Source organism: Paenibacillus sp. MER TA 81-3 (genome assembly GCF_023713585.1).
Classification (GTDB): domain Bacteria; phylum Bacillota; class Bacilli; order Paenibacillales; family Paenibacillaceae; genus Paenibacillus_B; species Paenibacillus_B profundus.
Genome location: NZ_JAMAWB010000010.1, coordinates 247845 through 272937 on the forward strand (window position 1 = coordinate 247845; position 25093 = coordinate 272937).

At 48.2% G+C, this 25093-nt stretch carries 23 protein-coding genes; 19 read left to right on the forward strand and 4 right to left on the reverse strand.

From position 1 onward, the window contains the following. Window positions 1-6 precede the first annotated feature (6 nt). The 10 genes from M3650_RS16830 to metG all read left to right on the forward strand — a co-directional run bounded on the left by M3650_RS16830 (window position 7) and on the right by metG (window position 12824). The gene (locus M3650_RS16830) at window positions 7-891 is read left to right on the forward strand and encodes a carbohydrate ABC transporter permease (RefSeq protein ID WP_251576470.1); all 885 of its coding nucleotides are present in this window, start codon (window positions 7-9) and stop codon (window positions 889-891) included. Then, window positions 891-1721: a carbohydrate ABC transporter permease gene (locus M3650_RS16835; RefSeq protein WP_019422957.1), complete on the forward strand. Its 831-nt coding sequence runs from the start codon at window positions 891-893 to the stop codon at window positions 1719-1721. The genes M3650_RS16830 and M3650_RS16835 overlap by 1 nt, the downstream gene beginning before the upstream one ends. Before the next feature lie 27 nt (window positions 1722-1748). Continuing rightward, complete coding sequence (locus tag M3650_RS16840) at window positions 1749-3578, forward strand: sensor histidine kinase (protein WP_251576472.1); 1830 nt, start codon at window positions 1749-1751, stop codon at window positions 3576-3578. Next, the gene (locus tag M3650_RS16845; RefSeq protein ID WP_251576474.1) at window positions 3575-5185 is read left to right on the forward strand and encodes a response regulator transcription factor; all 1611 of its coding nucleotides are present in this window, start codon (window positions 3575-3577) and stop codon (window positions 5183-5185) included. Before M3650_RS16840 ends, M3650_RS16845 begins: the two co-directional genes overlap by 4 nt. 70 nt (window positions 5186-5255) lie before the next feature. Beyond that, a complete protein-coding gene (nagZ, locus tag M3650_RS16850) occupies window positions 5256-6878 on the forward strand; it encodes a beta-N-acetylhexosaminidase (RefSeq protein WP_251576476.1) in 1623 nt (540 codons plus the stop codon). Window positions 6879-7103: 225 nt separating this feature from the next. Next, window positions 7104-9254: a stalk domain-containing protein gene (locus M3650_RS16855; RefSeq protein WP_251576478.1), complete on the forward strand. Its 2151-nt coding sequence runs from the start codon at window positions 7104-7106 to the stop codon at window positions 9252-9254. A gap of 437 nt (window positions 9255-9691) precedes the next feature. After that, window positions 9692-10153 carry a Fur family transcriptional regulator gene (locus tag M3650_RS16860; protein WP_019422951.1) on the forward strand — a complete coding sequence of 154 codons (462 nt, stop codon included), beginning with the start codon at window positions 9692-9694 and terminating at the stop codon, window positions 10151-10153. Window positions 10154-10170: 17 nt separating this feature from the next. Beyond that, window positions 10171-10416 (forward strand): membrane protein insertion efficiency factor YidD, encoded by a 246-nt coding sequence (gene yidD, locus M3650_RS16865; RefSeq protein WP_251576564.1) that lies wholly within the window; start codon window positions 10171-10173, stop codon window positions 10414-10416. Between the two features lie 56 nt (window positions 10417-10472). Further along, a complete protein-coding gene (locus tag M3650_RS16870) occupies window positions 10473-10718 on the forward strand; it encodes a hypothetical protein (RefSeq protein ID WP_251576480.1) in 246 nt (81 codons plus the stop codon). A 96-nt stretch (window positions 10719-10814) separates the two neighbouring features. Beyond that, window positions 10815-12824 (forward strand): methionine--tRNA ligase, encoded by a 2010-nt coding sequence (gene metG, locus M3650_RS16875; protein WP_251576482.1) that lies wholly within the window; start codon window positions 10815-10817, stop codon window positions 12822-12824. 345 nt (window positions 12825-13169) lie between these two features. Here the strand turns inward: metG and M3650_RS16880 are convergent, their stop codons facing one another. Then, window positions 13170-13982, reverse strand: coding sequence for an undecaprenyl-diphosphate phosphatase (locus tag M3650_RS16880; RefSeq protein ID WP_251576484.1), 813 nt, complete (start codon window positions 13980-13982; stop codon window positions 13170-13172). A gap of 284 nt (window positions 13983-14266) precedes the next feature. Between M3650_RS16880 and M3650_RS16885 the strand changes: the two genes are divergently transcribed. The 4 genes from M3650_RS16885 to M3650_RS16900 all read left to right on the forward strand — a co-directional run bounded on the left by M3650_RS16885 (window position 14267) and on the right by M3650_RS16900 (window position 17797). Then, window positions 14267-15268: a metal ABC transporter substrate-binding protein gene (locus tag M3650_RS16885; RefSeq protein WP_251576486.1), complete on the forward strand. Its 1002-nt coding sequence runs from the start codon at window positions 14267-14269 to the stop codon at window positions 15266-15268. A 60-nt stretch (window positions 15269-15328) separates the two neighbouring features. Beyond that, entirely contained in the window at window positions 15329-16075 is a 747-nt protein-coding gene (locus tag M3650_RS16890; protein ID WP_251576488.1) for a metal ABC transporter ATP-binding protein, read from the forward strand. 142 nt (window positions 16076-16217) lie between these two features. Beyond that, window positions 16218-17021 (forward strand): metal ABC transporter permease, encoded by an 804-nt coding sequence (locus M3650_RS16895; protein ID WP_026011199.1) that lies wholly within the window; start codon window positions 16218-16220, stop codon window positions 17019-17021. A gap of 59 nt (window positions 17022-17080) precedes the next feature. After that, window positions 17081-17797, forward strand: coding sequence for a cytochrome c biogenesis CcdA family protein (locus tag M3650_RS16900; RefSeq protein WP_251576490.1), 717 nt, complete (start codon window positions 17081-17083; stop codon window positions 17795-17797). 60 nt (window positions 17798-17857) lie between these two features. Here M3650_RS16900 and splB read toward each other — a convergent pair whose 3' ends face one another. Continuing rightward, a complete protein-coding gene (splB, locus tag M3650_RS16905; RefSeq protein WP_251576492.1) occupies window positions 17858-18940 on the reverse strand; it encodes a spore photoproduct lyase in 1083 nt (360 codons plus the stop codon). Between the two features lie 199 nt (window positions 18941-19139). Here splB and mntR point away from each other — a divergent pair, with 199 nt between their 5' ends. From mntR to M3650_RS16920, 3 genes are all read left to right on the forward strand, one after another. Beyond that, window positions 19140-19565 carry a transcriptional regulator MntR gene (gene mntR / locus M3650_RS16910; protein ID WP_019422943.1) on the forward strand — a complete coding sequence of 142 codons (426 nt, stop codon included), beginning with the start codon at window positions 19140-19142 and terminating at the stop codon, window positions 19563-19565. Window positions 19566-19661: 96 nt separating this feature from the next. Beyond that, the gene (locus M3650_RS16915) at window positions 19662-21248 is read left to right on the forward strand and encodes a family 10 glycosylhydrolase (RefSeq protein ID WP_251576495.1); all 1587 of its coding nucleotides are present in this window, start codon (window positions 19662-19664) and stop codon (window positions 21246-21248) included. 152 nt (window positions 21249-21400) lie between these two features. Then, a complete protein-coding gene (locus M3650_RS16920) occupies window positions 21401-22378 on the forward strand; it encodes a patatin-like phospholipase family protein (protein ID WP_251576497.1) in 978 nt (325 codons plus the stop codon). A 60-nt stretch (window positions 22379-22438) separates the two neighbouring features. Here the strand turns inward: M3650_RS16920 and M3650_RS16925 are convergent, their stop codons facing one another. Next, window positions 22439-22732, reverse strand: coding sequence for a hypothetical protein (locus tag M3650_RS16925; protein WP_251576499.1), 294 nt, complete (start codon window positions 22730-22732; stop codon window positions 22439-22441). A 24-nt stretch (window positions 22733-22756) separates the two neighbouring features. Then, window positions 22757-23704, reverse strand: coding sequence for a DUF1385 domain-containing protein (locus M3650_RS16930; protein ID WP_251576501.1), 948 nt, complete (start codon window positions 23702-23704; stop codon window positions 22757-22759). A gap of 181 nt (window positions 23705-23885) precedes the next feature. Here M3650_RS16930 and M3650_RS16935 point away from each other — a divergent pair, with 181 nt between their 5' ends. Then, window positions 23886-24503 (forward strand): YqhR family membrane protein, encoded by a 618-nt coding sequence (locus M3650_RS16935; protein WP_251576503.1) that lies wholly within the window; start codon window positions 23886-23888, stop codon window positions 24501-24503. A gap of 116 nt (window positions 24504-24619) precedes the next feature. After that, window positions 24620-25084, forward strand: coding sequence for a type II 3-dehydroquinate dehydratase (aroQ, locus tag M3650_RS16940; protein ID WP_019422937.1), 465 nt, complete (start codon window positions 24620-24622; stop codon window positions 25082-25084). The last annotated feature ends 9 nt before the right edge of the window (window positions 25085-25093 follow it).

The window sequence follows — 25093 nt, forward strand, 5'->3', positions numbered from 1 at the left end:
TACGAGATGAACAAAGCGCTAAAAAATCCAGTCACTTATATTTTATTTTTGCTTCCGACGATGTTTTTGTTTACTTTGTTTTTTATATATCCCGTAATTAATGCCACCTATTATAGCTTTACGAGCTGGAACGGCATTTCCAACGTCGTGAAATTCACGGGCTTGGCTAACTACTCACGGGCGATGAACGACCCGAATTTCTGGATAGCGGTTAAAAATAACGGCTTGTTTATTTTGTTTTCCGTGTTTATCCAGGTTCCAATCATTATTTTGTTTTCACTTCTTATCGCTAATGTCAAGAAGCTCAAAGGCTTATACAAAACGGCAGTATTTGCCCCTTCGGTCATGTCTACAGCGGTTATAGGTATTTTGTGGGGATTTATTTATGAGCCAGACATTGGATTGATGAACAACTTCTTGGGATTGTTCGGCATAGACAAAATTTACTGGCTTTCTGATCGCAGTTGGGCAATGATATCGATATTAATCACGAATGGATGGCAATGGACGGGATTCTATATCGTCATGGTGCTAGCGGCGATTATCTCGATTCCCAAGGAATTGGACGAAGCAGCCATGATCGACGGGGCAACGGGGTGGCAGCGGGCTAGGAAAATTACAGTTCCGCTCATAATGCCGATCATTTCCGTCGTCATCATGTTGTCCGTGGCCGGCGCGATGAAAGCGGCTGATATCGTGCTCGTCATGACGAAGGGCGGACCATCCGGGGCAACGGACGTGATGGCGACCTATATGTTGAAGCATTCCATCAAGAGCTTTAAATACGGCTTCGGCAACAGCATCGCCGTGCTCATCTTTATCTTTACGCTTATTATTACCGTGTTGTATCAGCTGTTGGTCGCAAAAAGAACGGAAAGGATCGAATACTGATGGTCAAAAAAATTAAAAGCAGCATGAATCACGTCGTATTGCTTGCCTATCTCGCCGTTATTCTATTCCCGTTTCTTTTTGTTTTGTTCTCGTCTGTCAAAGCAAACAACGTGGAAATTGCCAGCAATCCGTTCGGGCTACCGACAGAATTCAAATTTAGCAACTATGCGGATGCTTGGGTCAACGCCAAAATAAGCACGTACTTTTTGAACAGTCTGTACATCGCCGTTGTCGCCTCGGTCGCAACGATTCTGATCGCATCGATGGCGTCCTTTGCCATTACGCGGATGAGGTTCAACAAGCTTAGCCCGTGGTTATTCCAGCTGATTCTGATCGGTATTCTCATACCGGGCAACGCATTGCTGCTTCCTATCTACAATCTGATGCGGCAGTTTAACTTTCTTGATACGCACTGGGCGCTGCTAGTTCCCTATACGGCTAACTCGATACCGTTTACGATCGTCATCCTGACCGCCTTCATGCGTTCGTTGCCAACAGAGATTGAGGAAGCTGCTGTCGTGGACGGGTTGAGGGCCCATTCGATATTTGTTAAAATTATAATGCCATTAACGGTTCCAGCCTTAGTAACTGTATTCATCGTTAATTTCCTGGGCAATTGGAACGAGTTCTTGCTAGCTAACTATTTCTTGTCGGAGGATTCGCTCAAGACACTTCCGGTCGGTATGGTCGGATTTCGGGACGCCTACAATATCAACTACGCTCAAATGTCGGCGGGAATTGTATACAGCGTCGTTCCGGTCATGGTCATATACGCCATCCTGCAAGAGAAGATTATTGAAGGATTGACGGCAGGCGGAGTTAAAGGCTAATTTACTCGGATGGAGCTGTGAAATGGGATGAACCTGCGATTTAAGCTCATGACTGCATTTGTCACACTCATTATCATTCCGCTCCTGCTGCTCGGCACGTTAACCTTCTGGATCGCGTTTCAAATGCTTGAAGAGAAATATAACCAGCAAGCGGAACTTTCGCTGAAAGCGACAGGCAAGAGCGTCAGTTACCTGTTCTCGGAGATGGACAGGGTAACCGACCTCGGCATAGGCAGCTCCGTGTTTGAGGGCGCACTATCGGCCCGCAACCCTCGGGAGCAGAATTTAGCCAAAGCCGATTATTTGCAGCTGAACGCCAATCAGCGAAATTTCCGCATGCTGCTATACAATCATCCATCGATTAACTTTGCCTATTTATACAACACTCGCAGCGATTCGAACTGGCAACAAGTCGTGCCTATATTTGATAAGCAAGGATTTAAAGCGCTCCCATTCGAGCAATTTGAGCAGCATGAAATTTACGAGAACGTACTGAAGAGAAGAGGAGCCCCATTATGGATTGGGCCTAATGAATACCCCGAGATTACAGGCAATGAAGACGGCTTCACCCAGATAAGAGTTATTAAGAGCATGAGCTCCTTGCGGAATCTGGGCGTGCTCGTCGTACAGGTGAAGAATTGGGAGCTGGATTCGATATTTAACAAGTTCCAGTGGGATAACCCCAATTCCCCGTTATTCTATCTTGTGAACCGCAATGGCAACATATTGTATGAGAGCGACAATGAACATAAGCTGAGTAATTTGCAGTCCGTCATTGAGCCTATCGCTAACAGCACATCGCTATACAACAGCTACAAAACCGATTTTAACGGTCAGGAAAGTCTAATATCCACCTATAAATTGAAAGATTTCGATTGGTATATCGTCTCAGTGACATCGTGGAAAATGCTGACGAAAGAAATGGTCGATTTCGGGATATGGGTGGCGATTATTATGTTTGCCTGCGTCGTGGCGGCCTTGCTGTTCTTTCTCTTGTTCATGAACCGGATTACCAACTCGGTCAACCGGATCGTTAGGTTCATGCGCCGGGTTGAAACGGGAGAATTGAACGTTCGGGTAGAGGAAAAGGGCAACGACGAGATGACGGCTCTTGCTAAAGGGTTCAACCAGTTGACCGAGCGAGTGTCTGGGCTCATCGACCAGGTCAAGCAGGAACAGAAGCAGAAGAACATGGCGGAGATGCGCGTGCTGGAGGCCCAGATTAAGCCGCATTTTATTTTTAATACGCTTGAATCGATCAATGCGCTCGCTATTCAGAACGAAGGACGCAAAGTAAGCCAAATGGTGTACCGCCTCGGCAACATACTGCGGACCAGCATTCAGGATAAGGAAGAGATTACGATTCGGGAAGAGCTGGCTTACTTGCGCAGCTATTTGGAAATCCAGAAATTCCGCTTTGAAGATTTATTTAACTTTGAAATTGATGTTCCGGACGATATCTTGAATAATCAAATATTGAAGCTGACGCTGCAGCCTCTGGTGGAGAACTGCATCCAGCACGGGTTCGACGGAATTACGCATACAGGCTGGATACGCATTTCCGCATACGATGACGCTGAACGCATTTTTATCGATGTTGAGGATAATGGATTAGGGATGTCTAATGAACAGCTGAAGAAGTTCCAATATATGCAGTCCGATGAACAGAAGGCGCTGCTGCCGATTGTGGAACAGACTTACAATACGGAGCGCAGAGGGCTTGGCGTGCGCAGTGTGGCAGACCGCATCCGTATTACATACGGATTAAGATATGGCTTGTTTATTTGTTCGGCCCCGAGCAAGGGGACGATAATCCGATGCATTATACCGAAATATGAACAGGGTGAAGCGGAATGAGTGTGAAAGCGTTATTAATCGATGATGAGATTCATATTTTAAATAACTTGAAGATGGTTATCCCCTGGGGAGAAATGAAGGTGGAGATCGTCGGTACGGCACGCAATGGAGCGGAAGGGCTCGATATCGTCCGTCAGCGTGATCCGGACATTATTTTGTGCGATATTCGCATGCCTGTGATGGATGGTATGGAATTTTTGCGGGAAATCCGTAAAATGGGCAGCGAAGCCGAAGTGATGATGCTCACCGGCTATCAGGAATTCGAATACGCACGAATTGCCTTGCAGCACGGTGTGCGGGACTACATATTGAAGCCGATTAATTATGAGGAATTGGAGCATGCCGTAGGCACGATTGCCGATCTGGTGCGCTCGCGCCAACAGGAGAAGAACAGGTCAGAGCGACGCTGGGGCAAGGTAATTAGTCTTGCTTACGAGAAGATGATGTTCGACGTCTTAATGGGGTTCTCGGCGGGAGCCCCCCCTTACGTGATCGCAGATGACGGGCTGCAGGCGGATCAAATGGACTACGCGTTGCTATTAATTGATCTGGACGGATATGTGCAGCATACCGTATCATGGAGTGATAACGAGCGCAAATTATGGAATTTTGCAGTGCGCAACGTTTTGCAGGATGCAATAACAGGTGAATGGCTGGACTATGCGGTGCTGCAGATGCGTGAAGGGGAATGGTGCGTCCTGATGCAATATTCCAAAGAATGCTGTGAAGTGTCTCAAGACGACATGGCTCGCTGGGCATGCCTATTCCAACGGGCGGTGCGCGAGCATGTCAAGCTAACGGTTAGCCTAGCTTGGGACAAAGGCCCGATTCAGCTTGCCGGTCTTGCCAATACGTATAAGCGGCTGCAGCGTTCCTTGGTGCTCTATCCCGACGATGAACAGCTGGTGCAGGTGGACGAAGGTTCCAATGCGCGTCAAGCGGCTTCCGTCTCTGAGTGGCAGCTTGTTGAAGATATCGTATCGGGCATGAAGCAGAACGACAAGAGCAAGGTGGAGAAGAGCTTGCAATCGCTTCAATCCGGCCTGCTGCTGATGCCAGAGCAATCCGTGATGCGGGTTGAGAAATTTCTTCATTATGTCATCATTCATCTGCTGCGCGAGATGAGGGAACTCGAGCTTGTCAGTTCCCAAGAAGAAGAAGCGATATGGAACAGGCTGCAGCATAGCGTTAGCGTCAAAGATTTGAACAATGTCATTACGCAGCTGATCAACCATACGAAAGAACACGCGATGAATAAGAAATCGAGCGAATTGCTTATGATTTCCGCGAAGGATTACATTCACCGTAATCTGAGTTCGGATATCGGAATCGATGAAATCTCTGACTATCTCGGTATTAGCTGCAGTTATTTCAGCTTGTTATTCAAAACTCACTTCGGCGAAACGTTCGTGGAATACGTGACGAAGCAGCGGATCAAGCTGGCGAAGTCCATGCTGCGCATGACGGATAAGAGCATAACTCATATCGGTGCTACGGTCGGATATTCAGAACGCCGCTACTTCTCGAAGGTGTTCCAGAAGTATACGGGAATAACTCCGTCTGAATTTCGCGAGCAGACCGCGTCTGCTGAAAGTGATAACGATTAAACTAACATCAGTAATGAATTCACGATAAGTGGCTTTTTTAACACTAAATATAGAGGATGGGATGAGTGGCATGAGTAAACGTCAATTAACGTTGGAACAGAAGATTGGCCAAATGGTGATGTGCGGCTTCCAAACTCCGGCTGTAAATACGGAAATTCGCACGCTTTTGGAAAAATATGAGGTGGGCGGTATTATTTATTTTCGCCGCAACGTAGTAAATTCGGAGCAAGTATGCCGACTGTCGCGTGAGCTGCAGCTGATTTCCCAAGAACAGTCGGATATTCCGCTCTTTATTTGCATTGACCAGGAAGGCGGCATGGTAGCGCGTATTGATTGGGACGACATTACGCTCATTCCCGGCAATATGGCCATCGGTGCGACCCGCAGTGCAGAGCATGCCTATGATGCCGCGAAGATCTGCGGAGAAGAGCTGCTTCGCATGGGTATTAATATGAACTTCGCGCCAAGCGTGGATGTCAACAACAATGCGAAAAATCCAGTCATTGGCGTCCGTTCCTACGGAGAGCGTCCTGACGTCGTCGCGGAGCTCGGAGCAGCGCAAATTCGCGGGCTGCAGGATGCCAATGTCGCCGCGACGGCGAAGCATTTCCCGGGTCATGGCGATACGGCGGTCGATTCCCATCACGGCCTCGCGGCTGTGCCGCATAGCGAAGAACGTCTCATGTCGATCGAGCTGGCACCGTTCATCCGTGCAATTAAAGAAGGCGTGGACTGCATCATGACCGCGCATGTCACGTTCCCTGCGTTCGAGCCTGATGGCATTCCGGCTACACTTTCCCGGAAAGTGTTGACCCAATTGTTGCGTCAGCGTCTAGGGTTTGATGGAGTCATTGTAACCGACTGCCTCGAGATGCATGCCATCTCGAAGGAGTTCGGAATCGCCGAAGGAGCCGTTATGGCGGTCGAGGCTGGAGCGGACCTGGTGCTGATTAGCCATACGTTTACAGAACAGGTTGCAGCAATCGAGGCCTTGATCGAAGCGGTCCGCACCGGTCGAATCTCCGAGTCCCAAATCGACGAATCCGTACATCGTTTGCTCGCCCTGAAGGAGAAGCGCCACATAGAGCGGCTTGCGGACGTAACGCCGGAATTCGCTACCTTGTTCGGAACGCCGGAATCGAAGGCTGTCGTTGAACGTATTTGTGCCGATAGCATTACGTTAGTGAAGGATGACAAGCAAAGCTTGCCGATAGATCCGGAAGAGGCCACACTCGTTATCTGGCCTGAAGTTCGTCAGCGCACGGAGGTCGATGAACCGATCACCCAAACCTTTACGTTGGCGTCAGCGCTCCAGCCGCACGTCAAGCAAGTGACGGAGCTGCGCATCGGCACGTATCCGGACGCGGAAGAGGTGCGGGATACATTGGCGAAGGCAGCTGAATATAGCCAGGTCATCGTGCTGACGTATAATGCCGTATCCATGCTTCATCAAGGGCAAGTTGATATTGTGGAAGGTTTGCTGCACGATTCCGACAAACGGGTTATCGTCGTCTCCACACGGAATCCATATGATCTGAATCAATTCCCGCAAGCACCGACGTATCTGTGCTGCTACGAGAATCGCCCGGCTACGATGTCGGCATTGGCCAATGTTTTGCTTGGCCGTCAGGAGGCGCACGGCAAGCTGCCGGTTACGATCTCGTCTTCATATCCGTTCGGTCATCGGGCTTAATGGCGGGGATATCACCTTCTGTCGCTGTTGATTTCGAATTAAACCTACATCAGAAAAGATGTAGGTTTTCTTTTTTTTAATAAAACCTTAAATTTTGCTGAAGAAAAACGATCGAAATTAGAAACTTTTTGTAAAGAAAAGCGTCTATAACTATGTTCAAACATACACAAAACGTAAATATGACACATACAAAAGTATATGATGGGTGAGGAGTAGGACGTAAACATGAAATCTTGGAAAAAGCTTTTCATTACCTGCGTAGCTGCAGTGCAATTCATTACCGTTATCCCTATCGTTGCGGCTGAAGGGAATACAACGACAACCGATAATAAGCAAGTAACGAGCGAAATTACGCAAGAGGGAAGCAGCTCCATTCAGGGCGAGGTGGATGGCGGCACGGATACGGACCAGGATACTGACGAAGTAAAGGGTACCGTAGATGAGAATGGAAACAATAATGCGAATTCAACGAGCAATTCAGGAATCGGAGCCGGCGACGCTGGCAAAGATGTGCTCGTATTAATCGCGAACAGCAACCTGATGTATCAGGACGGCGCGGAATATAAATCACCGCAGCCTATCACTGTGAAAAAAGGCGTATCTTACATCGCATTGCGTTCTCTCGTCGAACGGTTCGGATTGCAAGTGAACTATGACAGCAAGACCAAAGAGACGATTATTGCAAGCGGCGATAAAGAGCTTCGTTATAAAGTGGGGAGCAGCAATTACCGCGTCAACGGGAAAGCAACCCAAATGAGCGGCGCTTCCTACATGCAAGAGGGAACGTTCATGGTTCCGATTACATCGGCTATGCAAGCGTTCGAAATGCCGTATCAATGGGATAACAAGACGAAGCGCATCACCATCGAATTAAGCGCTCCGCCAATCGCAAAATTCAGTGTTAACGAGAAGGAAATCTTCGCGAAGCAGACACCAGTTACGGTCACGAATGAATCCAAATCTCCACGCGGCCTGCAAATCGTAGAAGAAGAATGGACCGGCCTGCAGGACTATTACGAAGATCCAGGCGTGTATACGGTATCGCTTCGCGTGCGCGACGAGCGCGGTGAATGGAGTGCGCCTTACTCGGTAACGATTACGGTGTTGAAGCCGAACGAGCCGCCGGTAGCTAACTTCCAGACCGAGAAGACGACGTACAAAATGGGTGAATACATTCGCTACCAAGATGCAAGTACAGACGATGATGATGTCGCTGACCTGAAGCGGGAATGGACGAATAACAAGCCGGCTTTCTTCGAACCGGGCAACCATACCGTTACGTTAAAAGTAACCGACAAATACGGCCTTTCCAGCGAAATCTCACAAACGATTACGGTTACGAGCGAGACGCTGTACACGTTTGATGAGTTCAATAAAGTATACACTCCGGTCGGAGAAGTGTATCCTCACGACGGCAGTACCGTGCTTGGTCTGAAGCTTCTGAAGCCGGAATTTTCGGAAAATAACCGTACGCTGTACCGTTCGAACAGTCCGGAGAATGTTAAAAACAATGGTATTCTATACCAAGACAATGTGGCGGGCGGCGCCCGGATCTTTTTGCACCACATCAACAAAAAATCGAACAATCTTCAATTATATATTGTAGTGAAAAACATTTCGGATGACCCTGCTAATTTCACTGTCGAGCATTCTGGGCTGGCAGGCCCAAGCCCTTACCCTCAGCAAACAGGTAAGATGGCTTCTGTCCGCTACTTCGAGTCCTTTGAGAAAAATGATAAAGCGACCGAGATGCAGCTGAAGCCAAATGAAACGAAGGTGGTCATTCCGGAATTGAATCAGCGTCCGTTAAAACCGGATGATACGTACACGTTGTATGCTGATTTCTATGGCAGCACCACGTTGGAATATACCGTAGTTGCGTTGGATGCGGATAAAGACGTATTGACCGAGCTGCCGAATCTGCAGCCGTTGGCTACGGACGAACATATTCGCGGCACGTACATTAATGCGGATCGCAACTTCACTGTCAGAGAGGAAGTAGGCAAGGGCGAACGCTTGGTGTTCGCAGATAAGATTAACGACAAAGACCTTACAGGCACTGACATGCTGACGTACCAGGATATGGTTAACAAAGGGAACTATGGTGTGCTCTATCGCGTGAAGCTGGAGAAGGTGGCGCCGCATACACTCATCGCTTTTAACTCCCGCGGAGGATCCTACTCGGGTGCGATGCTTGTAAACGGACAGACGGTGAACACGCCGAACCATGGACTGATCAGCGGTGTGGATGAAGCCAGCGTCGTATATCGTACGGGCGATTACGAGGAAAAGGTAGAAATTCTGTTCTCTCCGGCCGCAGGCAGCAACCTGCCTGTGAACTTGCTCTTCCTCCCGATGCCAAAACCGCGTTCATAACACGCGCTCAACGTAATGCAGCATTTTTGAATCGGCACTTATTCATTATTCATTAATTAAAGGACAGCTTAACGGCTGTCCTTTTGTTCACTCTCCCAGTAACTCCCTCTGGCAACCGCCCGTAGTATGAATCGATGAAGCAGATGCACAACCGCTAATTGGAACGGTGTCATACGAGAGGAACGGACGGAACGTTATAGCAGCACACGTTGAATCTACGCACTCGATGGCCCAGCTTGTGGTCGAATTTCTGTATAGAAGCGCCTTCTTTGTAGTTTTTGTGTATCACCACTAACACTATCAAAGTTCAGGCTCTTTTTCCTTCTTATTTCCACACAAATATATATACGCTTCCAGTAAGCGCCTTCCTTGACTTTCCGCCAGCATTTGGAGCATTATAATAATAACCGGTTGTTGCATACAGAGGAGGAACTTCGATGCTGAGCACAGAGCAAATACTCGAAAAGATGGCCGAGCAGGGGTTGCGAATAACGGACCAGCGTCGAACTTTGGCGAAGTTGTTCGCGGATACCGACGGCTTTCTAACCCCGAAGGATGTCTATGATTTCATGGGAAAACGCTATTCCGGACTTAGCTTCGACACCGTATATCGCAATTTGCGTGTTATGCATGAATTAGGCGTATTAGAGCAAATTGTATTCGAGGATGGCGTGAAATTCCGTGTGCACTGTGCGGAAAGTCATCATCACCATCATATGATTTGCCTGCAGTGCGAGAAGACGTATCCGATTCATTTTTGCCCGATGCCATTAACGGACGTGCCTGAGAAATTCCAGGTCGTTAAGCATAAATTTGAGGTGTTCGGATATTGCGAAGCTTGTATGGATAAGGAACAAGAATCGAAAGCGAACGATGAAACGAAGGGCAGTGCATCATGACTTCGCCCGACGACGGCATGGCTTCAGCTCGTCCAAGATGGGTGACGAGAGCTTTTCAAGGTCCGGTGATAGTGTACCGCAAATGGATCTCACCGCTTAAGCCACCGACGTGCCGATTCTATCCGACCTGTTCCGCCTATGCTATGGAAGCGTTGGAGGTTCATGGACCGTTGAAGGGCTCTTGGCTCACGATGAGGCGAATTGCAAGATGCCATCCCTTCCATCCTGGAGGCTTTGACCCAGTTCCGCCAAAGCGTCCTTGACAGGCGGACAATAGCTACGCTATATTGAGCATAGTTCTATTTTTGTTATCCTATACATGGAAAATATAAAAATCCGAAGAACGGATGAGTACGAAGAGCGTGCCATGACAGAGAGCCGGGATTGCTGCGAACCGGTATGGGGAGTCTTCCGAATATGGTCCTGGAGGAACCGCTTGCAAGTGCAGAATCATTTATGCACAAGCCTGTGGCGAGTCATTCTCGATATCGAATGGTTGACCGGCTCATCCGGTCACAATGAAGCTGTCGCTATTGGAGCTCACGCCGTCATATATTGGTCGTGATCGGAGCGGCAGAAAGTTGGGTGGTACCACGTGAGAATAAGCTCTCGTCCCAAAGCGGACGCGGGCTTTTTTTATTTTTGCTAGGAGGCTGTTATGATGACAAAGGCAGACAAGACGTTCTACATTACGACACCGATTTATTACCCGAGCGACAAGCTCCATATCGGTCATGCGTACACGACTGTAGCAGGTGACGCAATGGCGCGCTATAAGCGGCTTCGTGGCTTTGATGTTCAGTATTTGACGGGAACGGATGAGCATGGACAGAAGATCGAGCGCAAAGCAGGGGAAACCGGCAAGACGCCGCAGCAATTCGTCGATGATATCGTAAGCGGGATTAAAGAGTTGTGGGGAAAGCTCGATATTTCGTATGACGATTTTATACGTACGACCGAAGAGCGGCATAAAAAAGTTGTGCAGGACATTTTTGACCAGTTGCTGAAGCAAGGCGACATTTACAAAGGCACATACGAAGGATGGTATTGTACGCCTTGTGAAGCGTTCTTTACCGAGCGCCAGCTTGAGAACGGCAACTGCCCGGACTGTGGACGGCCGGTGGAACTGGTAAAGGAAGAAAGCTACTTTTTCCGGATGAGCAAATATGCGGATCAACTGTTAGCGTATTACGAAGCTCATCCTGATTTCATTCAACCGGAATCCCGCAAAAATGAAATGATTAACAATTTCATTAAGCCGGGGCTGGAAGATTTGGCGGTATCCCGCACTTCGTTCGACTGGGGTGTCAAAGTAAAGGATGATCCGAAGCATGTCGTCTATGTGTGGATCGATGCTTTGTCGAACTACATTACCGCGCTCGGATATGGCACAGACAACCCAGAGCTGTATGAGAAGTATTGGCCTGCGGACGTGCATCTGGTCGGCAAGGAGATTATCCGCTTCCATACGATTTATTGGCCGATTATGCTGATGGCGCTTGGACTTCCGCTGCCGAAGAAGGTATTTGGTCACGGCTGGCTGCTGATGAAAGACGGCAAAATGTCCAAGTCCAAAGGCAACGTCGTCGATCCGGTCATGCTGATTGACCGTTACGGGCTGGACGCGCTGCGCTATTACTTGCTGCGCGAGGTTCCGTTCGGCTCGGACGGAACGTTTACGCCGGAAGGGTTCGTGGAGCGCGTTAACTTCGACTTGGCCAATGACCTCGGCAACCTGCTGAACCGTACCGTTGCCATGATCGACAAGTATTTCGATGGTCACATTCCTGCCTATCAAGGACAAGTGACAGCATTTGATGGAGAATTGGCCAATGTTGCGGCGCAAACGGTGGATAAAGTGGAAGCAGCTATGGAAAATATGGAATTTTCCGTCGCGCTCACGGCGATCTGGCAGTTTATTAGCCGGACGAACAAATATATTGATGAGACGCAGCCATGGGTGCTGGCAAAGGATGAAGCGAAGGCTGGCGATCTGGCGTCAGTTATGACGCATTTGGCGGAAAGCTTGCGCATCGCGTCGATTCTTCTACAGCCGTTCTTGACGCAAGCTCCTGCCAAGGTATGGGCGCAGCTTGGGCTGCAAGCCGGCGAGAGCACGATATGGGATGCGGCGCGCACGTTCGGCGTAATCGCTGACGGGACGAAGGTCGTCAAAGGGGAGCCTATCTTCCCGCGCCTTGAGGTAGAGACGGAAGTGGCTGCCATTGCCGAAGCGATGAGCGGAGGCAAGAAAGAGGGAGAAGCACCTTCAGGCACGCAAGCAGCTGCGGTGGAGAAAGCAACGACTGATGCGAAGCCGGAAGCAGGCACGCCGGAGGATGCGAAGGCAGAGATTGCGATCGACGACTTCGCGAAGGTGGAGCTGCGCGTCGCCCAAGTTACGCATTGTGAGCCCGTGCCTAAGGCCGATAAGCTGCTTCGCTTAGAGCTTGATCTCGGCTACGAGCAACGCCAGGTCGTATCTGGCATTGCGCAGTATTATAAGCCGGAGGAGCTCGTAGGCCGCAAAGTGATTTGCGTGGTGAACTTGAAACCGGTGAAGCTGCGCGGCGTACTGTCTCAAGGCATGATTTTGGCGGCATCCAAGGATGGCCAATTGACGCTCGCCATGGTTCCGGACACCATGCCAAACGGCGCGATCGTGAAGTAGAATTATAGTTGTGACGAAGATGGTGGGGCAGAGAGTGATCTCTGCTCTGCCATTTTTTCAGTTTTAGCCGGGACCCAATTGGAAAATATACAGTTAAATGGACGAACTAGACGGATAAAAGTCATGTGCACTGCATTTTATCCAGCGGATTCTGCTGCTTTTCGATGATTGCCGCGTTGTACGTGTCCATTGACTGGATGAATTCCAATGTAACCTATCGTAAAGATGTACATGATCCTTTTCTACTGGACGAAATCCAATGGCGGCCAATAAAAAAGAGGCTGTTCCTCAGGTGCTTCAGACCTGTCGGGACAACCTCTTTAGACTGCAATGCGATTAGTAATGCTAGTTCAAGAAGAATAGCACGAACAATCCGGCGAAGACGCAGTATACGGAGAACCATTTCAGATTGCCGCGCGCCATTAAGCCCATGAACCACTTCAATGCAAAGTAGGAAGCGACGAAGGAACAAATAAAAGCGAGCAAATAAGGACCGATCAATTGACCCATCATAGGGTCCTTTATCATGTCTTTCCCTTCAAGTATCATACTTCCCACACTGACCGGGATATAAAGGAAGAAAGAAAAGCGCAGTGCCGTTTCCTGCTTCCATCCTAATGCCATAGCAGCCACTATCGTGGCCCCGGAACGGCTGATCCCGGGAATGAGCGCAACGGATTGCGCCAAACCGACGATGAACGTTTCCCCGAAGGACAAGTCTTTGTCCCCTTTGCGCCCGCGCAAATTGCGAATGAGCCATAATGCGAGAGCGGTGATGAGCAGGGTAGCACCGATAATCTTTATTCCTTTGAATACATCGGCAATCGTATCCTTAAATACAACGCCGATGACACCTGCAGGAATCGTAGCAAGGATTAAATAGACGACAAACATAAAGTCCGATTTTGCATCTGGATCACGTTTAAAAATGAAGCGGAACGTATTTACAGCCAGTCTGACAATATCTTTGCGATAAATGAGCAAAATAGCTAACAAGGATGCAAAGTTGACGAGCACTTCAAAGCTGAGTCCTTCCATATGTAACCCAAACAACTTTTCGGCAATTACCAAATGTCCGCTGGATGATACCGGAATCGGTTCCGTGAACCCTTGTATCAAACCGAGCACTGCATATTTAAGCCAATCCAACCATTCCAAAAATATTCACTCCCTAATTAGATGCAGTTCAAAAAGCCCTCTTATGAACACGCACTATTAATAAATTGCTTGTCTGCTAGATTAAGAGACACGTAATCATCTTATAATCGTGGCTAGATAGTTGTCAAAGTCAGAAGGGGGATGAATTGAAAAAGGGATTGACAATAGAATTAACCACGCCTATAATCTTAATAGTAATAATTACGAAGAAGATAGAATACCTTGCTCACTCATACATATGAGCATAGGAGAGGAAATTAGAGGAATGGAAAGGAAGTTAAGCAATGAATCTACGTACTCCTACCCACATTCGTAAACTGGCAGTGCTGGTGTGCAGCTTCATGCTCGTGCTGGCTGGCTGCGGGAACGGCGCTCAGCAGGGCATCGTCGAGGGCAAAGTCAATGTCGTTACGAGCTTTTATCCAATCTATTATATGGTTAATGAAATAGGCGGCGAACATGTGAATGCCATTAATTTAATTCCTGCTGGTGTCGAACCGCATGATTGGACGCCAAAAAGCCGCGATTTGCAAAATGCGTCAAAGTCCCAGCTGCTCATGGTGAACGGAGCCGGATTTGAAGGCTGGCTAGACGATTTCGTGAAAGGATTGGATTCCACGTCGACAATTAAGACGATCGAGGTAAGCAAGGGCGTTGCTCTCATTGAAGCGGACGGCGCTCATGAAAAATCCGCTGATCATGCCCATGAGGAAGAGCATGAGGATGACGATGCAGAGGGTCATGAGCATGACCACGACCATGGCAGCACTGACCCGCATACTTGGGTGAGTCCGAAATCGGCGCTCGTAATGGCGAAAAATGTGAAAGTTGCGCTCGTGCAGGAAGATGCGGCGCACCAAGCTGAGTATGAGAGTAATTATGAAAAGCTGAAATCGAAGCTTGAAGCTATCGATGCCAAATACGAAGAGTCGTTGAAAAATGTGAAGCATCGTGATATCGTCGTATCCCATCACGCATTCGGATATTTAAGCCGTGATTATGGATTGACTCAGCATGCAATTATGGGGATTACGCCGGATGCGGAACCAAGAGCGCAAGATTTGCTGCGGTTATCGAAGTTGGTCCAGGAGAAAGGGCTTAAATACGTGTTTTTCGAAGAGTTGGTGTCGGATCAATTGGCAAAAACGTTAGCAAGCGAAGCGAAAGCCGATATCCTGGTGCTGAGTCCGCTCGAAGGGCTGACGAAAGAACAGGCGGATGCGGGCGACAACTATTTGACGTTGATGGAACGCAATTTGCAAAATCTCCTTCTCGCGTTACAATAAGAATGGACGTTCAGCGCGGTCTCTTATACAGCTTGAACGAGGAAGCGAGATGAATCGAGGATGAATACGATTGACACCTGTCATGAGCAGGTGATTTCATTAGAGCACGTTGGATTTGGATATGAAGGACAGCAAGTATTTCAAGATGTGAATTTTACGGTATATGAGCGGGATTTTGTCGGTGTCATCGGAACGAACGGTGCGGGCAAGACCACGTTGCTTCGATTATTGGTCGGGTTGCTGCGTCCCTCATCGGGCGAGGTTAAGCTATTCGGCACACCAATTCAACGGTTCAAAGAATGGGAGCGGATTGGCTATGTTCCGCAGAAAAACTCGTTCAATCCACTCTTTCCGGCTACCGTTATGGAAGTGGTGCAGTCCGGGATGTATAACCGGAGCCGCTTGTTCCGGCGATTGACCAAAGAAGACATCAATCAGTCAAAAGACGCACTGCGTGCGATGCGGATCGAGGACCTGGCACACAAGCGCATCGGGCAGTTGTCAGGCGGACAGCAACAGCGTGTGTTTCTCGCCAGAGCGATGGTGAATAAGCCAGAGTTGCTCATTCTTGACGAACCGACGGTTGGAATAGATGCTCAAACGCAAAAGGAATTTTTCAATTTATTACAGCATCTTCACGAGCATCATCATATGACGTTCATTATGGTGTCGCACGATCTGGATCTGGTCAATTCGTGGTTGGGCAGTGATCCGAAGGGAACGTGCGGTAAGCTTAACTTCTTTGTCAAGCATTCGCACAATGTGGAGTGTGTGGAACCAGATTTAACACACGGCGTGCTCAGTTAAGAGTAACGCCGTGTTGCACTTGGATTGAATTTAAGGGGTAGTTCAAAAAGCCCTCCTTTTACGCGAAGCAGGGTTCTTGCAACCTTCTCGGTGCTGAAAAGTGGTCTTTTTGAACACGTATTTAAAGGGGTCGTTACGATTGTTGGATATTATCAGTTCTGAATTTTTTCAACGGGCGCTTATCGGTGGTTTGCTTATTGGAGTGACCGGGCCGTTAATGGGGATGTTCCTTGTGCTGCGCCGTTTATCGATGATCGGCGACACGCTTGCGCACGTAACGATAGCCGGCGTAGCGCTCGGCTTTTTGCTCGGTGTGTATCCTCTAGCTATGGGGATCGTATTTGCGCTTCTCGGTGCGGTAGCGATTGAGAAGCTGCGCAAAGCGTACAAAACCTATGCCGAATTGTCCATCGCGGTTATTATGTCAGGCGGGGTAGCGCTGGCTTCGTTATTTTTTACGCTCGGTATGAGCTTTAATGCGAATGTGACCAATTATTTGTTCGGAAGCATTTATACACTGAACAGCACGGACTTGACGGTCGTTGGAGTCGTTACGGCCATTGTCATTATATTTATGCTTATCTTCTTCAAAGAGATGTTCATGCTGACGTTTGACGAAGATGCAGCAGCCGTCAATGGCTTGCCGGTACGCTGGCTCAATTTAGCCGTAACCGTGCTGACCGCACTCGTCATCAGCGCAGCGATTAAGATTGTGGGGGCTCTGCTCGTATCCGCATTATTGACGATCCCGGTCGCCACGAGCCTGTTAGTCGCCAGAGGCTTCAAGCAAGCGGTCATTACGTCTGTGTTGGTGGCAGAGTTCGCCGTCGTTGCTGGACTGCTGACAGCAGGTATTTGGAATTTGGCACCAGGGGCAACGATTGTCCTTCTGCTCATTGCCGTGTTAATATTGACCTTAGTAATACGCCGCGGGGTAAAAGTATAACGGTGCTTGCATGACGAAATACAGCTCTATGCAAGCTTGAGCGGGAGGAGGCGGTTTCAATGGCGGATATTACGGTGTGGATTGCATTTTGGGCGGGAGTGGTATCATTTATTTCTCCCTGCTGCTTGCCGTTGTATCCTTCGTACATTTCGATTATTACCGGAATGTCGGTCAATGAGTTGAAGAATGAGCAGAACACGCGGGCAGTCAGATGGAAGACGATGACGCATACGCTGTTCTTCATTCTCGGAATTAGCGTCGTGTTCTACACGTTAGGACTGAGTGCCACCTTCTTGGGATCCTTTTTGTCCCAATACAGGGATGTGGTGCGGCAAATTTCAGCGATATTGATTTTGGTGATGGGGCTCATCTTACTCGGTATATTCCGTCCGCAGATGCTCATGAAGGATTGGAAGTTCGATGTCAGCAAAAAAGGGGGCTATTTCGGTTCGTTCTTATTCGGAATGGGCTTCTCAGCAGGCTGGTCGCCTTGTGTAGGGCCGATTTTGGGGGCCATTTTTTCTCTGACCGCCTTAGAGCCCAGCATGGGCATCTTAATGACCACAGCTTACTGCATCGGATTCGGTTTGCCGTTTTTTATTTTATCGTTCTTTATTGGTTCGACCCGCTGGCTTACGAAATATTCCGGTATCATGATGAAACTAGGCGGTGGCATTATGATCATAATGGGAGTGCTACTCTTTACGGATCATTTGAACCAGCTCAATATTTGGCTGCAGCAAATTACGCCTGATTGGTTGCGAAATCTTACATAGACATTCATTAACCGATAGACCGTGTGCTCTTATTCCTACTAAGGCACACGGTTTTTTTCATCACGTGAAGTAAAGGATGCGGGAAGTCGGGAAATGCTCGTAAATTTGTTCCGAAATGAATGACTTTAACACGCCGGCCTTCTCATCCGGATAAACATATTTCCCTTGTCCCCAACGGCCCCATTTGTACTTGCGTTCCTCTTCTTTCATTTCAAGCTTGCTCTTCGGATATCGCTTCTCTATGACAGATTTGGCTGTTTTCGTGAAGCGGTGCTGGATGAGCTCAAACGTCAAGTCCCATTTCGCTTCCTCCGGCAATGATTGCGCTAGTCGCTTAATCAAAGTTGTATATCCGTCCTCCCAGCCTTCATACCAATAGATTGGTGCGATGATAAAGCCTAACGGGTAACCGGCACGAGCGACTTTGCCTGCTGCTTCGATACGCTCCTCGAAGCGTGAGGTTCCAGGTTCGAATTGGTGTATGACATAATCGGCATTCACACTGAAGCGGACGTCTGTGCGGCGATTATGATTCAGGTGAAGCAGGGGTTCAACATGATGATACTTGGTGACGAAGCGAAGGCGTCCGAATTCCTCCTGTCCCATTCTTTCGATCAGATCAGACAAGCTGCCTGTAATGTGTTCGAGACTTAACGGGTCTGATGTACACGACGCTTCGAACCGTGTAACCTCAGGCTTTCTTTCTTCGATATAACGCTTTGCCGCATTCCACACGTCATCTGTATTGACATATACCCGTATATATGGCTTGGCGCCTAGCGTTGTTTGCAAGTAACAATAATGGCAATGCCCGATGCAGCCTGTTCCGATAGGAATTGCATATTCCGCCGATGGTTTAGATTGATCGAAATGTAATGTTTTGCGCACACCGACAACAAGCGTGCGTTTGGCGATTCGATATTTCTCTACATCGGTTTCTCCGGGCAAATTAGTAATTCGGTTATGAGAGGTGGTCATTTGATACTCAATCCCTTGCGCTGTGACCCAATCCATAATTTGCTTGCCTTTCGGATAATCTAACGCATCTGGTTCAAAATAGACGAGCTCTGGCACGAATTTCAACGTGGCGCGTGGGTAGCTGCTTGTGGTGGCGTAGGCCGGAACAATCTTCTGGGTTGGCATGCGCATATCCTCCCTTCCTTTTGTATCAGCAATGTGTGCAGTCCAATATAGTTTGTGTATTCTAAGTGGAGTAATCGCTGGTAAATGTCGTATTTATGGGGAAGGTTGAACTTGTTCGAGAAACAATGTAAACTTAGAGGTGCACTATTCTGCTCCGGATGGAGTTTTTTTTAATGTGGAATGAAATGAGGGAATTTTGATGCCTACACCAAGCATGGAAGATTATTTGGAGCGCATCTATAAACTGATCGACGAAAAGGGCTACGCTCGCGTATCAGACATCGCGGAAGGACTGGAGGTACATCCGTCATCCGTAACCAAGATGATTCAGAAACTCGATAAAGATCAATATCTCATATATGAAAAATATCGGGGCCTTGTTCTTACGAGCAAAGGAAAGAAGATCGGTAAGCGCTTGGTTGACAGACACCAGCTGCTCGAGCATTTTTTAGAGTTGATTGGAGTGCAGGACGAGCATATTTATACAGATGTGGAAGGAATCGAGCATCACTTAAGTTGGGATTCGATTACTTGCATTGAAGCGCTGGTTGAATACTTCCAACGTGATCCGGAACGAGTGGCAGCGTTGAATAGCGTGCGCAGTGAATTGGAAGTTGAATCGTAAAACATCTGTTTCAAGCGAAACAGATGTTTTATTTTTTGCGTCTAATACAAGGAGAGAAGTTTTTACTCATCACATGTAAGGGAGAGGTTACTGACCATGAACAATGTCAAACGAATACTGATGGGCGCATGCGCAGCGATGATGCTGAGCACGTCGCTGCCTGTGCTTGCGGCAGCGGCAGCCGACGATGTAAGCATCTTCGTCAATCAGCGCCGTCTGGAGACGGATGTAGCGCCTTATATCGTTCCGGGCAAAAATGTGACAATGCTGCCTTTTCGGGCCGTAGGGGAAGCGATTGGAGCGGGAGTCGACTGGGACCCAACGAATAGGCAGGTAGAGTTCCGCAAGGACGGCACCGTAATCAAGTTAACGCTGGGCAGCAGCTTGGCGGATGTAAACGGTGAAAATAAGGAATTGGATGTCGGCGCCACGATGAATGCGGGCCGCACGATGGTTCCTCTTCGGTTCATTAGTGAAAATGTCGGCGTGCCGGTCAATTGGGACAAGAACACGCGAACGGTTACGCTAGTGACTGGGAGCAGCAGCGAGGATGTCGGCGAAGAAATTCATATGGACCGCTTGAAAGGAACATGGATATCGACGGTTTACAATATCGATTGGCCGCAAGATCCGCGCAAGTCCGGCTTTAACGCTGAGCAGCAGAAGCAACAATATGTCGATATGCTGGACAAGCTGAAGCAGATGGGAATGAATTCCGTATTTGTTCAGGTTCGCCCGACATCGGACGCCTTTTACCCATCGAAGCTTCTGCCATGGTCGGAATGGCTGACAGGCAAACAGGGACAAGACCCGGGTTATGATCCGCTCGCCTTCATGGTAGAAGAGACTCATAAACGAGGGATGGAGTTTCACGCTTGGTTTAATCCGTATCGCATTAGCGTTCAAGGCAATCTTGATAAACTTGTTGATGATCATCCGGCGAAGCAGCATCCGGAATGGGTCGTCAAACATAGCGGCAAGCTGCTGTATAATCCAGGCGTACCGGAAGCAAGAAGCTTCATTGCGGATACGATTATGGAGGTCGTGACACAGTATGACATCGACGGCGTTCATCTGGACGATTACTTCTATCCGTACGGTGAAGATAAGGAACCGTTCAAGGATGAGGATACATACCGCAAATACAACAAAGTATTCAATAACAAAGCAGATTGGCGGCGAAGCAATGTCAATCAATTCGTGCAGACGGTGAGCGAGGACATTAAAGCGTCGAAACCGCAAGTAAAATTCGGCATCAGCCCATTCGGCGTCTGGCGCAACTCCAGTGCTGATCCGACAGGCTCAGCAACGAAAGCAGGGGTAAGCAGCTATGACAATTTATATGCGGATACGAGAACTTGGATTAAGAATGGTTGGATCGACTATATCGCTCCGCAAGTATATTGGCATATCGGACATACGGCCGCTTCATACGATACGCTTGTAGATTGGTGGGTCAAAGAAACGGCGGGTACCGGCGTTGATTTATATATCGGACATGCCGCTTATAAATTGACGGATGCGAAGGAGAAGGACTGGAACAGTGCGGACGTGCTCGTAAAACAGCTTGATTACAACAAGCAATACAATAATATCGCAGGCAGCATTTTCTTTAGCGCTACAGATTTAATGAAGAACACGAAGCAGGTATCGGATCGTTTACAGCAATATTATAAACAATAATAGTTTTATCGCGTCTAGCTTGAAACGTGACTTTATTTAAACGCATTTCAATGGTAATCATAATTTTTTATTAAAGTTGTAACGGGAAATGGACATATCCTCCTCTCGCCGTGCATACATAACAGTAGGCAGGCGGGAAGGGGTCATGGGCGATGTACATTAATGCCGTATTTGAGGGCGGAGGCGTTAAGGGCATTTCGTTAGCAGGCGCAGTACGTGCGGCGGAGTTGAACGGTATCCGATTCAGGCACGTCGCAGGGACCTCCTCTGGATCCGTCGTCGCTGCGCTGATCGCTGCCGGTTATTCGGCTGAAGAATTGCAGCGGCTCATTTTGGATATGCCCTTCTCATCGTTTTTACAGCGTGCACCCATTTTTCAAGTGAAGTGGATTGGACCTGCAGCCAGATTGCTGTTCAAGAAGGGGCTATATTCTGGTGAACGGCTGGAGCAGTGGATTCATGCTTGTCTATTGAAAAAAAACATCCGCACCTTCGGCGATTTGAAGAACAATCAGCTTCGCATAATTGCTTCGGATATTTCGAATGGCCGTCTGCTGGTCTTGCCTGACGATATCAAACAGTATGGCATTGAGCCAAATCAAATGCTCATCAGCCAAGCGGTTCGAATGAGCACAAGCATTCCGTATTTTTTTGATCCTGTCATCATTCGCTATGCCCATCATACTCCGCGCGGACGCAGCAAGCCGTTCAATAAGCAGTTCGTCTATATTGTCGACGGCGGGATGCTAAGCAACTTTCCGTTGTGGCTGTTCGATGATGAGCGCGATCCGAAGTCGAGGCGCATCATGCCGACGATCGGGTTCCAGATGGTGGGAAAGAAAGAAAATCAGCCCCACCGGATTACAGGGCTTATTACGATGCTGCAGGCGATGTTCGAAACGATGATGTCGGCTCATGATCAGCGTTATATCGATAAACAGAATCGGTTTCGTACCATTAAAATCCAGACGCTTGGCATCGGAACGACGGAATTCGATTTGACGCTAAAAGAAAGCATGGCGTTGTACGAATCCGGCCTGAGTGCGGGAACGAAATTTTTTGACGAGTGGGATTACGGCAATTACGAACAAATGTATCAAGCGTTCTGCACGAAGGTTATCAAAGTATAGGCACGCTAACAAAAAGACAGCGCAGCGTCGGAATTTTCCGTCTGCTGCGCTGTCTTTTGTTTATTTCGATTGCTTCTTCGTTTCTTTTGACTTTTGTCCGTCAATGACACGCAGCGATGCCCGTGAACGGCTGCGCACGCGCTTTTTTGGCTGTGTTCCTTTTAGCTTCGCTTCTGTCTGAGCAGACTTCTTCACTCTCGGGGTGTTGCGCTTCGGTCCGAATCGGTAGAGCAGCCAAATCACTGCAATAAGCACAATAGGGATGAGGACGTATAACGGATCCTGCCTAAAGCTACTAAATATACCGATTCCGACGAATAGGACGAGTACATATAATAACCAACGTGGAGCCATCGTCTTCATCCCTTTCGCTTGGGTTTAGGAAGCTGCTTTATTGCTTACCAGTTCTTTATCCAATTCACGCATACGGTTAAAGGAAGCAATGGATACTTCAACCTGGTCATCCTCAGGCTGCTTTGTCGTCAAGAGCTGCAGCCACAGACCAGGATATCCGAGCCAACGCAAGACAGGGACGTCTCGCAGCGCATTGGTCAGCCGCAAAAATTCGTATGATATGCCAATGACGACCGGAATAAGCAGCAGGCGCGGATACACGCGCTCCCATAAGTTATCATATGGGATGAATGAGTAAATCACGACACCAATAATGACGGATAAGATAATAAAGCTGCTGCCGCAGCGGTAATGCAATGTATTGAACTTCTGAACGTTCTTCACTGTCAGGTCAACGCCTGCTTCATAGGCAGTAATAACCTTATGCTCTGCTCCGTGGTACTGGAACAATCGCTTAATGATCGGTGTCTTGGCAATCAGCCATAGGTAGCCGAGCAGAAAGGCGATTTTGATAAGACCTTCAATCAATGTGTGCACGACACGGTTGTCGAATGCCTTGCCGAGCAGCAATTCTTCAATTATGGCAGGAACGGCAGTGAAGATGATCTTGCTGAATACGAGCGACAATACGCCGACTACCGCCACACCGACAATCATTGCCAGATTCCACTTGGACTCTTGCTTGTCTTGCGGATTCGCTTCCGGGCCTTCCTCATCTTCCGCATACTTCTCTGCAGCGTAATTCAAATGTTGATACCCCTTGGCACTGGCGTCAAAGATGCCCACAATGCCGCGGATGAACGGAATCTTCTTCAGCTTATTCATCCAGGGCTTATCTTGCCGCGGAACTTCGTAAAAAGTAATCTCGTTATTTTTACGTCGAACGGCCGTCACATTTACATGTCTGCCGGCGAACATTACGCCTTCAATAACGGCCTGTCCTCCGTAATTTGCTTTTGTTTCTTGAGACAATCGTTTCACCATCCTTAATTGTGCATTCCCGATAAATCCAAATTGTAATAATTTTATTGTAACGAATTTCTTTGCCGTTTTCCACACCATGATTGTAATCATGATTGTAATCTATAATTCTACAGTGGAGCATACTACATACAAAAATGAAAGATCGCACATGAGAGGTGGGCTTCAACGGATGAATCAGCAGCAAGCTAGACAGGTAAGACAGCAGAAGCGGACGAACCCATTAAAATTTGCTCTTCAGCTCGGATTTTTTGCAGGGTTGATATGGGGGGGCTTGCATTGGCTATCTTATTTGTTTCAATTTACAATCGTTGTACCTGGCTTTCTGGTTGAACCTTTTTACAAGCATGAGTACTTGACTACGATAAAGGGGCAGGCTGCAGGTCTGGTTTTCTTTATCTTCTTCTCTATAGCGGCAGCCATTTTGTATACATTGTTCATGCGGAAGATTCCAGGTCCATGGGCAGGCATGTTGTATGGGCTGGCATGGTGGTTTCTGCTATTTGTCGCTATCGGTCCGTGGATAGGGCTCATGCCTCCCGTACGGCAGACAACGTGGAATACGATTTGGACGGAAGCCTGCACCATGCTTTTATGGGGGCTGTTCATTGGATATACGGTTGCCACAGAATTCAATGATGAACGATTGCGTGAGCCCGATGATGCCAAATCGCAAAAACAAGGCAGTAATCAAGGCGGCGATCAGGGACCGACCACTGGGAGCAATGATAAGTCTGGCGGCGGCCACGGCTCAAATTCGGAAGGGAAGCAGCCTGAACCGGTCATGTGAATCCATGAAATGGTTTTCATTCAACTTTATGCTTTAGTTCTTCTCATTTCTTGCTTCGTATGATAAAATACGTGAGGATTCGTCTGTTGACGATACGCTGGAGAGGTGGGATCTGCTTGGCTTGCTATTTGGTACTGAACGGTCCGAACTTAAATATGCTCGGCATTCGAGAGCCAGGTGTCTACGGCAGCGAATCGTTAGCTGCGATTGAAGCACGGCTTGAACAAATGGCGCAGGAGATGGACGTTCAATTAGAGACGTTCCAGAGCAATCACGAAGGCGCAATCATTGACCGCATCCACGCTGCTTACGGCAAATGTGACGGCATTATGATCAACCCTGGAGCGTTAACACATTATAGTTATGCACTGCGGGACGCCATCAGCACCGTAAGTATTCCGACCGTAGAAGTTCATATGTCCAACATACATAAGCGTGAGGAATTCCGTCACGTCTCGGTAACTGCACCCGTCGTTGTCGGTCAGATCGCTGGATTTGGGTCGCTTAGCTATGAATTGGGGTTAATCGCATTGCACCGTTATGTGTCTTCGCATACGGCTGCGGCCCCGTCCGAAACGTAAATATAAAGT

Bases quoted from the DNA above. Each gene is read 5' to 3' on its own strand.
- metG (WP_251576482.1), top strand. From the start codon at position 10,815: ATGACAAAGGCAGACAAGACGTTCTACATTACGACACCGATTTATTAC.
- M3650_RS16900 (WP_251576490.1), top strand. From the start codon at position 17,081: ATGGCGGATATTACGGTGTGGATTGCATTTTGGGCGGGAGTGGTATCA.
- splB (WP_251576492.1), bottom strand. From the start codon at position 18,940: ATGCCAACCCAGAAGATTGTTCCGGCCTACGCCACCACAAGCAGCTAC.
- M3650_RS16855 (WP_251576478.1), top strand. From the start codon at position 7,104: ATGAAATCTTGGAAAAAGCTTTTCATTACCTGCGTAGCTGCAGTGCAA.
- nagZ (WP_251576476.1), top strand. From the start codon at position 5,256: ATGAGTAAACGTCAATTAACGTTGGAACAGAAGATTGGCCAAATGGTG.
- M3650_RS16830 (WP_251576470.1), top strand. From the start codon at position 7: ATGAACAAAGCGCTAAAAAATCCAGTCACTTATATTTTATTTTTGCTT.
- M3650_RS16935 (WP_251576503.1), top strand. From the start codon at position 23,886: ATGAATCAGCAGCAAGCTAGACAGGTAAGACAGCAGAAGCGGACGAAC.
- mntR (WP_019422943.1), top strand. From the start codon at position 19,140: ATGCCTACACCAAGCATGGAAGATTATTTGGAGCGCATCTATAAACTG.
- M3650_RS16845 (WP_251576474.1), top strand. From the start codon at position 3,575: ATGAGTGTGAAAGCGTTATTAATCGATGATGAGATTCATATTTTAAAT.
- M3650_RS16920 (WP_251576497.1), top strand. From the start codon at position 21,401: ATGTACATTAATGCCGTATTTGAGGGCGGAGGCGTTAAGGGCATTTCG.
- M3650_RS16860 (WP_019422951.1), top strand. From the start codon at position 9,692: ATGCTGAGCACAGAGCAAATACTCGAAAAGATGGCCGAGCAGGGGTTG.
- M3650_RS16885 (WP_251576486.1), top strand. From the start codon at position 14,267: ATGAATCTACGTACTCCTACCCACATTCGTAAACTGGCAGTGCTGGTG.
- M3650_RS16870 (WP_251576480.1), top strand. From the start codon at position 10,473: ATGGAAAATATAAAAATCCGAAGAACGGATGAGTACGAAGAGCGTGCC.
- yidD (WP_251576564.1), top strand. From the start codon at position 10,171: ATGGCTTCAGCTCGTCCAAGATGGGTGACGAGAGCTTTTCAAGGTCCG.
- M3650_RS16835 (WP_019422957.1), top strand. From the start codon at position 891: ATGGTCAAAAAAATTAAAAGCAGCATGAATCACGTCGTATTGCTTGCC.
- M3650_RS16925 (WP_251576499.1), bottom strand. From the start codon at position 22,732: ATGGCTCCACGTTGGTTATTATATGTACTCGTCCTATTCGTCGGAATC.
- M3650_RS16890 (WP_251576488.1), top strand. From the start codon at position 15,329: ATGAATACGATTGACACCTGTCATGAGCAGGTGATTTCATTAGAGCAC.
- M3650_RS16915 (WP_251576495.1), top strand. From the start codon at position 19,662: ATGAACAATGTCAAACGAATACTGATGGGCGCATGCGCAGCGATGATG.
- M3650_RS16840 (WP_251576472.1), top strand. From the start codon at position 1,749: ATGAACCTGCGATTTAAGCTCATGACTGCATTTGTCACACTCATTATC.